At 41.0% G+C, this 11,718-nt stretch carries 7 protein-coding genes; 5 read left to right on the forward strand and 2 right to left on the reverse strand.

The genetic code is table 11. The annotated features are described in order from the left end of the window. Window position 1: 1 nt before the first annotated feature. The 3 genes from UABAM_RS20815 to UABAM_RS20825 are packed head-to-tail and all read left to right on the forward strand — an operon-like array spanning window position 2 to window position 3,163. Window positions 2-778 (forward strand): F0F1 ATP synthase subunit B family protein, encoded by a 777-nt coding sequence (locus UABAM_RS20815; protein WP_173013462.1) that lies wholly within the window; start codon window positions 2-4, stop codon window positions 776-778. Continuing rightward, window positions 778-2,304 (forward strand): alternate F1F0 ATPase, F1 subunit alpha, encoded by a 1,527-nt coding sequence (locus tag UABAM_RS20820; protein ID WP_151969927.1) that lies wholly within the window; start codon window positions 778-780, stop codon window positions 2,302-2,304. Before UABAM_RS20815 ends, UABAM_RS20820 begins: the two co-directional genes overlap by 1 nt. Further along, window positions 2,288-3,163: a F0F1 ATP synthase subunit gamma gene (locus tag UABAM_RS20825; RefSeq protein ID WP_151969928.1), complete on the forward strand. Its 876-nt coding sequence runs from the start codon at window positions 2,288-2,290 to the stop codon at window positions 3,161-3,163. Before UABAM_RS20820 ends, UABAM_RS20825 begins: the two co-directional genes overlap by 17 nt. A 58-nt stretch (window positions 3,164-3,221) precedes the next feature. Here UABAM_RS20825 and UABAM_RS34010 read toward each other — a convergent pair whose 3' ends face one another. Then, window positions 3,222-3,347, reverse strand: coding sequence for a hypothetical protein (locus tag UABAM_RS34010; protein ID WP_261343898.1), 126 nt, complete (start codon window positions 3,345-3,347; stop codon window positions 3,222-3,224). Between the two features lie 163 nt (window positions 3,348-3,510). On the opposite strand from UABAM_RS34010, the gene UABAM_RS20830 reads away from it, so the two are divergent. Further along, a complete protein-coding gene (locus tag UABAM_RS20830; protein ID WP_151969929.1) occupies window positions 3,511-6,597 on the forward strand; it encodes a hypothetical protein in 3,087 nt (1,028 codons plus the stop codon). 140 nt (window positions 6,598-6,737) lie between these two features. Here the strand turns inward: UABAM_RS20830 and UABAM_RS20835 are convergent, their stop codons facing one another. Beyond that, window positions 6,738-8,729: a YfbK domain-containing protein gene (locus UABAM_RS20835; RefSeq protein ID WP_151969930.1), complete on the reverse strand. Its 1,992-nt coding sequence runs from the start codon at window positions 8,727-8,729 to the stop codon at window positions 6,738-6,740. Window positions 8,730-9,007: 278 nt separating this feature from the next. On the opposite strand from UABAM_RS20835, the gene UABAM_RS20840 reads away from it, so the two are divergent. Continuing rightward, window positions 9,008-11,713 (forward strand): non-ribosomal peptide synthetase, encoded by a 2,706-nt coding sequence (locus tag UABAM_RS20840; RefSeq protein ID WP_151969931.1) that lies wholly within the window; start codon window positions 9,008-9,010, stop codon window positions 11,711-11,713. Window positions 11,714-11,718: the final 5 nt, after the last annotated feature.

Raw genomic sequence — 11,718 nt, forward strand, 5'->3', positions numbered from 1 at the left:
CGTGATTGATTGGTTTACTGTTGTCGCGCAGATCATTAATTTTTTTATATTACTATGGCTACTCAAACACTTCTTGTACCAACACATTATCGATGCCATGGATGAGCGCGAGCAGCATATGCAACAGCAGTCGCAAAACATTGCAGATCAAAAAAAGCAGTTGCAGGGTGAAATCGATAGTTACCAACAAAAAAACACCGATTTTGCGAAAGAGTGTCAAGAAAAACAAAAACAAGTAGATCGTGAGTTGGATGTTTATCGCGAAGAACAGGTTCAAGAAATTCGCAATGAAGTTGCCCAGATGCAAGAGAAATGGAAGCAATCAATTTCTAGTGAGCAGAATACCTTTATGCAAGACCTTCGTGATTTTCTTATTAGGGAAACTATCGCCATTTCGCGGCAAACATTACGCGATGTTGCCAATGAGCAACTGGAAGACAGTATCGTTGCGAATTTTTTTCTTCAACTACAGCAACTGTCTAAAGAAGATTATCGTTTACTAGAAAAAAGTGGAACACCACAACAAAACAAAATAGTGGTAATGAGCACATTTGAAATCAAAGACGAATTTCGCCGTAAAATCCAACAAATTTTGCAAGAGAAGATCGAAGAAGACTTTGTGTTAAAATTCACCAAGTCCAGCGATTTGATCTGTGGAATAGAACTGAAACTGCCGGAACATAAGATTTCGTGGTGCTTACAAAATTACCTTCAAGATTTCGAACGAAAAGTGAACGTTGCGCTACAACAAGAAGACGTAACTAGTTGGAAAGTATAATGGAACTACAATCGCTACTAAAATCTACTTTTAGTCTACTACAAGAAACGCGTGAAAACCTTGAACCACGGCTTACAGTGAACGAAGTTGGCAGTGTTAAATTTATTAGCCAAAGTATTGCTTGGGTGACAGGCCTTCGCGGTGTAAAAGCCGAGGAAATCTTATTGTTTGAGGGCGGACTACGTGGAATTGCCTTTAATATTGACGCTGACGAGGTGGGGGTGATCTTGTTAGGGGAAAGTACGTTCTTAAAAGCGGGGTCTGATGTGTATCGCACCGGAGAGATTTTGCAAGTACCTGTGGGAGAGAAGCTCATCGGTCGCGTGGTAGACGCATTGGGAGAACCCATTGATCACGGTCCGGCAATTGTCACTTTGCAACGTCGCCCCATTGAAGCAGAGGCACCAGGTATTATGCAGCGCTCACCTGTTGTAACGCCTTTGTTTACCGGAGTTAAGGTTATTGATGCTTTAATTCCCATTGGCAAAGGGCAACGCGAATTGATTCTTGGAGATCGTCAAAGTGGCAAAACCGCCTTGGCCATAGACACAATTATCAATCAGTGCGATAAAGATGTTATTTGTATTTATTGTACGATTGGCCAACAAAACTCAGCGGTAGCGCGTATTATTGCCGAATTGAAATCTCATGGCGCTATGTCCTACAGTATTGTTGTTGCCACCGCAGGAGAAAGTCCTCCAGGATTGCAATTTATCGCTCCCTACGCCGCAATGACGATGGCAGAACACTTTATGAATAAAGGACTAGATGCCCTCGTTGTTTTTGATGATCTCACCAAACATGCATGGGCGTATCGTGAAATTTCCTTGTTATTAAATCGTCCACCAGGACGTGAAGCGTACCCAGGTGATATTTTCTACATTCATTCGCGATTACTCGAACGCTCCACTCATTTGCGTAAAGAGCTTGGCGGTGGTTCATTGACGGCGTTGCCCATCGTCGAAGTCGAGGCGCAAAATATTTCTGCATACATACCCACGAATCTCATTTCGATTACGGATGGGCAAATTTACCTCTCTCCGAGTCTTTTTGAACGCGGTGTACTTCCTGCGGTAGATGTGGGGAAATCGGTATCGCGTGTGGGAGGAAAAACGCAATTCCCCACCTATCGTAAAATTGCCGGAGATTTACGTTTGGCATATTCGCAGTTTGAAGAACTCGAATCCTTTGTGAAGTTTGGTACGCGTTTGGATGCAAAGACCCAAGAAACCATTCATCATGGAAAACGCGTAAGAGAAGTTTTGAAACAACATTTGCATGATACTTTGTCTGCCGCACAGCAAATTGCTATTTTTATTGCGTTGAATCACGGTATATTAGATGGGGTAGACCTTGAGGACATTGTCGATGTGGAAAAAAATATTTGTGCCACTTTTCACCGCGAGTTACCAAAGATTTATAAAAAGATAAATTGCGGAGAGAATATTACAGAAGAAGAAGTGCAGCAAATTGTAGATATCGCCAAAGCAGTCGTTGACGGAGACGATCATGGAAAATATGAGTAGTTTGCAAAAAAGGATCAAAACAGTACAAGAACTACACTCAATTGTCAAAACAATGAAAGCACTTGCTGCGGTGAATATGCACCAGTACGAAGAAGTTATCTTCGCTATTAACGACTATAACCATACATTGGCCCTCGGAATGCAAGCGTTGTTAAAAAACACACAGATGTTTTTTGAAACGCCAAGTGTGAAATCCAACAAAGTTGCCGCGGTTGTATTTGGCTCTGACCAAGGAATGTGCGGGCAATTTAACGACATCATCGTGAATTACACCATCGCAAATTTACAGGAACAGGAAAAAATATTTTTAGTAGTCGGTTCAAGGGCTGCAGCAAACTTGACGGACCGCAAGTGTCCTCCCAGTCATATCATCCCTTTACCTAGTGTGATTTCAGGCATTACCCTTACGGTACAAGATATTTTAATCACGATCGAGCAGTGGTTCTTGAACAGAGAAATTTCAAAAGTGTTGTTATTCTACAATAGTCCAATTCCCGGAACAAATCGCTATACGACAAAACATTTACAAGTTTTACCATTTCCCAATGATCGATTTCATGGCTTACAGCAAAAAAAATGGAATTCGAGAACGTGGCCCACTTTTTCTCTTCCAGCGAATGAATTGTTTTCTGCTTTAATACGACAATATATGTTTGCCACCATCTATCGCGCTTTGGTGGAGTCTCTTATTAGTGAAAACGCCAGTAGACTGATTGCCATGCAACGCGCGGAAAAAAATATCGATGAATATTTACACCAACTCAATTCAAAATACCACCAGCAACGCCAGACGATGATCAACGAGGAATTGCTTGATTTGGTCGCTGGATATACCGCTTCTATTAACAAACCTTTATAGTGATTTTGGTTTAGGGCTACGGTTAGGGGCACGGTCCATTGACTTAAGCGTAAACAACTTATAATGAAAGACTTACGCCTCGTGTCATCCCTGACTTGATCAGGGAACCAGACGCTTTCAAGTCAAATTTATATTGCTGGTTTCCCGCTTTCGCGGGAATGACATGGATTCGTAAGTCTTTCATTGAATAACACTTACTTCTTAAGTCAATGGCATTGAGGGCACGGTCACGGTGACGATCACGGGTCACGGTGACGATCACGGGCATTATGCGGCATATATTTTGCAACATTATCATTCGGTGGTGAAATAACTTAACGCTATTAACATAAAACAGGAGGTCTGTTATGCGTTTTATAAAATTTTGTATATTTATGTGGTGTTGTTACGGTTTATTATCGGCGCAAGTTTCTCTTCGAACGACAAAAACGACTTTTTTAGTGGGAGAGAAAATGACGGTGCATGTCGTTACTCCTGATATATCTGAATTTCCTTCCGCTAAGGTGATGATCTATGATGTACACAGGAACCAAAAAATAAGTGATGTTGGCGTCAAAAAAGGCAAACAGGTGCTCACCATAACCGCACCGAATCTCGTGGGAAAATACTTTTTGTTGTTGGTGGCAAACAAGATGTTATTGCGTAAAGTTATGTTTCGTACCGTGGTAACATCTGTCAAAGCCTTGTCTATCGGAAAACGCACTTATGTTGTCGGAGAAAAATTGTATGTCAAAGTAAATTTGCCGCAAGGGCGTTATTATGGGAATCCATGGGTTGGTATGTTTCACAAGGGGCAGCGGTTATCTAGCGGCGTTTCTATTGCCGAAGAGCGCATTCATTACCAGTATACAAAACGCAAAAAAATGTTGGAGTTTCACGCTCCGGCAGATCCAGGAACGTATCAGTTGAAAATTTATGACCGTACGGAACGCTATTACTTATTGGATAGCGTTACATTCAAAACAATTGTTCCACCAGTACGTGGTGCATTGCAAATCGCGAAGAACAAGTACACGATAGGTGAAAAAATTTCAGTAAAGGTAAATTTGCCACAAGGACGTTACTATGGCAGAGCATGGGTGGGGATGTTTAATACCAAAAAAACGGTAGATGGTGGCGCCGAGGCCGATACGCATCAGCGCATCACTTATCATTACACCAAACGCGAGCAAACTTTAACTTTTGATGCGCCTTCGCATCCTGGTAAATACATTTTTCGTATCTATGATCGTGATTCATATCGTTACTTGTTAGATAGTGTGGCGTTCGAAACCGAGGTTCCTCCTGTAAGGGGAGCATTACAAATCGCGAAGAAGACGTACACAATCGGTGAAAAAATTTCGGTAAAGGTAAATTTGCCAGAAGGACGTTACTATGGCAGAGCATGGGTGGGGATGTTTAATACCAAAAAAACGGTAGATGGTGGCGCCGAGGCCGATACGCATCAGCGCATCACTTATCATTATACCAAACGTCAGCAGACTGTCACGTTTGATGCTCCAGCGTATCCTGGTAAATACATTTTTCGCGTATATGATCGTGATTCGTATCGCTACTTGTTAGATAGTGTGGCGTTCGAAACCGAAGTTCCACCAGTGCGTGGCGCATTGCAAATCGCGAAGAAGACGTACACAATCGGTGAAAAAATTTCGGTAAAGGTAAATTTGCCAGAAGGACGTTACTATGGTAGAGCATGGGTGGGGATGTTCAATACCAAAAAGACGGTAGACGGTGGTGCAGGGGCCGATACACATCAACGTATCAGTTATCATTATACCAAGAGTCAACAAACGCTTACGTTTGACGCTCCGGCATACCCAGGTAAATATATTTTTCGCGTATACGACCGAGACTCGTATCATTATTTACTCGATAGTGTGGCTTTTGAGACCAAGGTTCCACCGGTACGTGGCGCATTGCAAGTCGCGAAGAAGAAATATATTATTGGTGAGAAAATTTCGGTGAAGGTAAATTTACCGGGAGGGCGTTACTACGGCAGAGCATGGGTGGGGATGTTTAACACCAAAAAAGCTGTGGAGGGCGGCGCCGAGGCCGATACGCATCAACGCATCAATTACCACTATACCAAGCGCCAGCAAACTGTGACGTTTAACGCACCTGCACATCCAGGTAAATACATTTTTCGCGTATACGACCGAGACTCGTATCATTATTTACTCGATAGTGTTGCGTTTGAAACGGTTGTTCCCGCGACACGTGGAGCCATTACCGTGAATCCCCGCAGTTATATGGCGGGAAAGAAGATGATCGTAAATATAAACCTGCCTAAAAATCGCTACTATGGAGACCCTTGGGTGGGGATGTTTCGTAGTTCTTCTCGTGTACAAGGTGGCGGAAAAATAAGCGAACGTCGTATAACCAGCTCCCACATACGCAATAAAAAACAATTAGAGTTTACGGCTCCGCAGCAACCAGGGATATACGAAATGCGTTTGTATGATCGTCACAGCCACTATTATGTGCTAGAGGTCGTTTACTTTCGCGTTTATCATCGACGTACACGCGCACCTTTTTTACAAAACTTTCGCGAAACGCCATTTCCACGGTTTATTCCTTTTGGTATAAGCAATGTAACGAAAACTTTACGTGTTCCTTTTGGTTTTCGAATGACACAAGACCCACAGCAGATTTTGAATATCGAAGAGGCGATTGAAAAAATTGTCAATGATCCACGATTTGCGTCTCTTGCACCTAGAAAACAAAGTCAGCTACGAGATTTGCTGTATTACCTTAAGGAGAGACGTGACTTTATAGAAGATCCAGAGTTGCCGACGTTGCTTGACACCATTGCAAAAGCAACTGACAACGCTCTACGCGATCAAGGTTTGCGTAGACTAGCAAATAAAATCTACCAGCGTGCCGCACACTTCACGCAAATGGCAGCAAACGGCGAACTAGACGTAGACGACGCGCGTTACCTTGCGAACATGACCAAGTACGGCAAAACTCTCTACGATGATTTTAAAAATTTACAGTCCCAAGATTTCTTAGGGGATAGCGACGGTGTTACGCAATTTCTTACCGTGACTCATGGAGTTACCGCTCTGGCAAAAGGAGCCAAAGATCGCGATGCGGAAGTGATGATGGATGGTCTTCGTGATACCATTGGACAAATCCCTGGTATCAGCAACAGTCCTATTGCCGCTATTCTTGACATTCCAGGTGAAGTAACAGCTTCGATGTTGAATGTGACTCGTGAAGGTTGGGAAGAATCTACTTCGGTTTTGGAGAATATAAGTCGGGCGATGGATGGCGATGAACGAGCGCTTGACGAAGCAGTGAGAGGCTCCCAAAGAGTTCAAGAGGTGTTGAGTCAAAAAAATTATGGTCGTCGAATGTTTCGCGCCATCACCAATCGCGTAATCGACAAAGTACCTTTTGCGCGTACAATTGTTACATGGTTTTCTGAATAGAAATCAACAATCATCGCTTGGTTATTTTTTGTTTAAAATGAAACTGGTGTTCTCTGTGGTTTGGAGAACACCAGTTTTATGAAAATTTAGTTCGCAATCTACAAATATAAACGGCTTTTATCTTGCTGGATTTGAGTCTTCTAACGAGAAATTTGTTTTGCTTTTTTCACAAGTTGTATGAATTCGCGTTTTTCTTGGTCGTCGATATCACTACTCTCTGCTAGTTCTAGGACAAAGTCATATGTCATTTTTGCTTTGTACTTGGAGTCGCGTAATAGCATGCCAAAAGAGGTCACTGCCGAGGCAAAGATGAAGCTGTTTGATAATTTTTCTAACTTATTTTCTACTGGTTTGCTAATGAGTTTACTTGTTGTACCTTGCGGCTCTTTGTATCTTAATTTTACTGTCATGAGTTCATTGGTGTAAACGCTTGTCGTTTTTTTCTTTTGATATTTTAGAGGATCAACAAGTGGTTGCGCATCATTTTTGGGAACAACTTCGTAAAATGCTGTGAAGCTGTGTCCTGCTCCTATATCTCCGGCATCTTTCTTATCATTGTTGAAGTCTTGGTGAGATAATATACGATTTTCATAGCCAATAAGTCGGTAAGAGCTTACATTTTGCGGGTTAAATTCTACTTGTATTTTTACATCTTTGGCGATGGTAACTAGAGTTCCTGCAAGCTGCTTTCCAAAAACTTTTTTTGCTTCGTTGAAGTTATCGATGTAGAAATAGTTACCATTTGCTTCGTTTGTCAACTTTTCTAAAAAAGAGTCTTGGTAATTACCACGGCCGAATCCCAGAACGGATAGATATATATTGGATTTGGCTTTTTCTTTGACATATCGTATGAGAGTACCATGAACAATGCCAACATTGAAGTCCCCATCTGTAGCCAAAACAACGCGATTAATGCCGCCATCGATAAAATTTTGTTCGGCCATTTTGTAGGCAAGTTCTATGCCTTGACCACCATTGGTCGACCCCCCTGCTTTTAAAGACCTCAAAGCACTTGTAATTTCGTATTTGTTGTTTCCCATTGTTGGTGGCAAAACAAGTCCTGCGGCACCAGCATAGACAACAATTGCGACTTTGTCGTTTTGATTGAGGTTGTTTGTCAAATATTCGAGGGATTTTACAAGTAGTGGGAGTTTTTTGTGCGAAGACATGGACCCCGAGACATCAATGAGAAATACTAGATTGCTCGGAGGACGGTTTTTTACTTCTTTTCCTTTGATCGCGATGCGAACGAGGCGATGTTTTTCATTCCACAGGCATCTTCCTACTTCGATAGCTGTTGCAAAAGGTTGATCGTTTTGCGGAGGAAGATAATGGTAATTGAAGTAGTTGATCATTTCTTCGATACGCACAGCATCTTTGGGTGGCATTTGATTTTGATTGATAAAGCGGCGTATGTTTGTGTAAGAAGCGGTATCTACGTCCACAGAAAGTGTTGACCGCGGATCATCCGCCACATGAATAAATTTATTTTCATTAATAAAGTCATAGCGTTCGGTGTTATAGGGCGGTTTGGAAAATTCCCTTTGCCTGTTCACAATACCCCTCCGCTGATTGCCCACGTTTCGTTGTACAACAGGCGATAAGTTTACTTCTGACCGAGAAGAGTTTGAACGAAGCATTGAGTAGTCCTCGGCTGTCAGAGAAGAATTTGAACGAACACTTGCGTTACGTGGGGTATTATTTTTTTGATGTTTATACTGCGACTTTAATTTTTGATACTGCTTTCGATATTTAACAGCCAATTTAACAAATTTTTTACTTTTCGTCCGCCAAAGTTCGATTTTATTTTCTAACTCTTTTATACGACTTTCTGTTTTTTGCGTTTGCTGTTGCACTAGTTGTTCGGTAAGCTTTTGTTTTTCCTTTGCAAATTGTGTATTTTTTTCTTGTAGTTGTTTGTTGAGCTGATTCACTTGTTCGGTGAGTTTTTGTTTTTCCTTCGCAAATTGCGTCGTGTTTTGCTGTAGTTGTTTTTTTAATTTATCCACCTGTTGTGTAAGCTTTTGTTCTTTCTTCGCAAATGGTTGTTTTTGTTGATGCACTTCATTTGTACAGGCACATATCAACATACACATAACTAAGCCAAAGGTATTGATTTTACACTTTTTCAATATATTCTCCTTTTCTACGAAGTTTTTATTTTGTTTTTATATTGAAAACAAAATGTTTTGCTTTGTCAAGCAGAAATGATTCTGTAATGAGATTTTGGAAACAGGGGATATGGAGAATATTAAGGTCGTAATGAATATTTCCGTAGTGGTGAGGATGATAGGAGTAATAATTTTAACGTGGAAGCGTTGATTTTTCCTGCGATATTCTCAATAATATGTTTATTTTTGCTCTCATTATTTTTGTAATTTATAGACGCCAAAAGAGGTAAGAAAATATCATGGATGAAATTCCACAGGCAATCGTCGAGGGAAATAGTATTGCGCATAACTATGAGACTTTTGCTGCGTACTTACAAAAAGCACAAACAATTTTCTGTGATGGAGAATATGTTGTAATTAGTGCATGCGGAGAAGAAAGATTCTTGTATGCGCAGTTGTTTGATTGGGCGCAGCGAATAATACATTTTTTGCAAAAAGTGGGTCGTAAACGCGGTGATATTATATTGATGGACACGCTAGATGTATCTTCCTTTATCGCTTGTTTTTGGGCGTGTGCGTTGGGAGGGTTTACTTTTGTACCTGTACCAACAGTGCGTGATCTAGATGACAAAAACGCGGCGGTCGTTCGCGAATTGTGGAATAAGTTAGGTAAACAAACTATCTATACATACAACAACAAGTCGATTTTAACACAAGTATTGGGAGAAACAAATGCGCAGGTGGTATCACTATCTTCTTCGCGAAATCTGCCCCCCTGTACTGAAATTTATCCTGCCGCACCTCAAGACGTATTACTGCTGATGATGACTTCCGGTACCACAGGAGAATCAAAGTTAGCAATGCACACCCAACGTACTCTCATTGTTCCTTTCGCGGACCTTGATAAACGTAGTACAAAAAAATCATATTTGTATTGGCATCCGCTAAATCACATTGCGGGAATGCGTTTGGCAGTACCACATCTACATACAAAATTATATATACCGACAGATCTACTTCTTGAAAAACCACAGTTATGGCTCGATAGCATACATCGCTACCGGGTAAATACAACCGTGACTTCAAATTTTTTCTTGCGCCATTTGTTAAATTCTTCTTCAAACCTCACGAAATACAAATGGGATTTATCGTGTGTTACCAGTCTAAGTATCAGTGGCGAGGCGGTAAATAGTCGTACCGCGTATGATTTTTACCATGCTTTGCAGCCATTTGGACTAAAATTACAAGCCCTCCTTACCGGTTATGGAATGACCGAAATGGGAAATATTACCATCACACGGGTTTTTAGCGAAAAAGAATTGCAAAACCCTCCTAAACTCATACGTGCGGGAAAACCTTCGCGTACAGTATCCGTTCGTATCGTTGATGGAGATGATGCCTTACTATACGAAAAAACGCCGGGACATATTCAAGTCAAGAGTCAGGGGTGTATCGCCGGTTACTACCAAGAAGAGAATGACTTGTTATTTACCAACGATGGATGGATGAGAACAGGGGATTTAGGTTTCATTGATGCCGGTATTCTTTACATTACGGGTAGAGAAAAAGAAGTAATTATCATCAATGCCAAAAACTACAATTGTAACGATATTGAAAATGCAATAGACTTGGATATTATTGTTTGTGGTTTACGTAGATCAAGCGACGATACCGATGAATTAATTGTGTTTTTTGAGTGTGCGTTAGATGATAAAGAATACATATCACAAGTAAAAAAACGCATCAAATTTCAAATACAACGACGTTTTGTTTTTACGCCTCTCCACATTATACCGATTTCCACGCAAGAGATACCGCGAACATCCACAGGAAAAGTTCAGCGCAATATACTACAAAAGCAATTGCAACAAGGTGTTTTTTCCGATCGTTGTCATAAAAACGAAAAAGAATGTGAACTTATTGCGCCACGTTCACCATTAGAAGAATCACTATGTTCTATATGGCAAGAAGTTCTCGGGATAGAAAAAGTAGGCATTGAAGATGATTTTTTTGCCTTGGGAGGGCATTCACTATCCGCGGTTACTTTGATGGTAAAGATTCGCCAACTACTAGGAATAGATGAAGAAGATTATGAAAAGTTACCCCTGGCTATGATACTGACGCACCCTACCATCAAACAATTTGTAGAAGCGATGAACAATTTGTCCACGGCAACAAGTGATATTATTATTCGCATGAATACGGAAGTAACAGACAAACCGCCTATTTTTTTACTCCATGTTGCTCATGTGGACCCCATTGTTTATCGTCATTTATGCAAATGTCTCGACGGTGTTGTCACCACATATACAATTCGTACAGAGGAGTTAGATAAACTTACCTCTATTAATGAAACGGCTCAGTATCATGTTGCCAAAATAAAAAAAATACAACCCACCGGACCATACTATTTGGGGGGGATGTGTATGGGAGGACTTGTCACCTATGAAGTAGCCCAATTACTTCGCGAACAAGGAGACGAAGTCAGACTTATCTTCATCATGGATACAATCCATATTCCAGGGATGCAAAAGTACAAATCGCGTAATAAACATAAGGCCAAAAGATGGCAACGCAAGATAAAGAATGTGTATAAAGTTTTTGAATTGATGGGGCATGTGCTTACTCTAGATATCGGTTTTATTAAGCAAAAATTTGAACGCGCAAGAAACAACATCAAACGTAGCGTACTAAAAATTTCTGATCCACAAACAAAATTAAAAAAAGAAATGCGCAATCGTTTACGCATTATACGAGACAACTACAATCCACAACCTCATAGCGGTGAGATTGTCTACATTCGTTCTGAAAAAGAAGCAGGGAAATACTCTGCGAAACGTTTTGAAGAACTTGCCACAAGCGTGAAGTGCTATCAAGTAGAAGGAACCGTTCACAGCGATGTGTCTCGCCCTCGTTTTGCAGAAGCTACAGCAAGAATTATACAAAAGTATTTCGATCACGATGAACAAAATGAACCTCGAAAAGAGTCCACCGTCGAAAAATAGAACGA

It is taken from the genome of Candidatus Uabimicrobium amorphum, assembly GCF_009002475.1.
Taxonomy (GTDB): Bacteria; Planctomycetota; Uabimicrobiia; order Uabimicrobiales; family Uabimicrobiaceae; genus Uabimicrobium; species Uabimicrobium amorphum.

Excerpts from the sequence above, each read along its gene's own strand:
- UABAM_RS20820 (WP_151969927.1), top strand. The coding sequence starts at position 778 with ATGGAACTACAATCGCTACTAAAATCTACTTTTAGTCTACTACAAGAA.
- UABAM_RS20825 (WP_151969928.1), top strand. The coding sequence starts at position 2,288 with ATGGAAAATATGAGTAGTTTGCAAAAAAGGATCAAAACAGTACAAGAA.
- UABAM_RS34010 (WP_261343898.1), bottom strand. The coding sequence starts at position 3,347 with ATGAAAGACTTACGAATCCATGTCATTCCCGCGAAAGCGGGAAACCAG.
- UABAM_RS20830 (WP_151969929.1), top strand. The coding sequence starts at position 3,511 with ATGCGTTTTATAAAATTTTGTATATTTATGTGGTGTTGTTACGGTTTA.
- UABAM_RS20840 (WP_151969931.1), top strand. The coding sequence starts at position 9,008 with ATGGATGAAATTCCACAGGCAATCGTCGAGGGAAATAGTATTGCGCAT.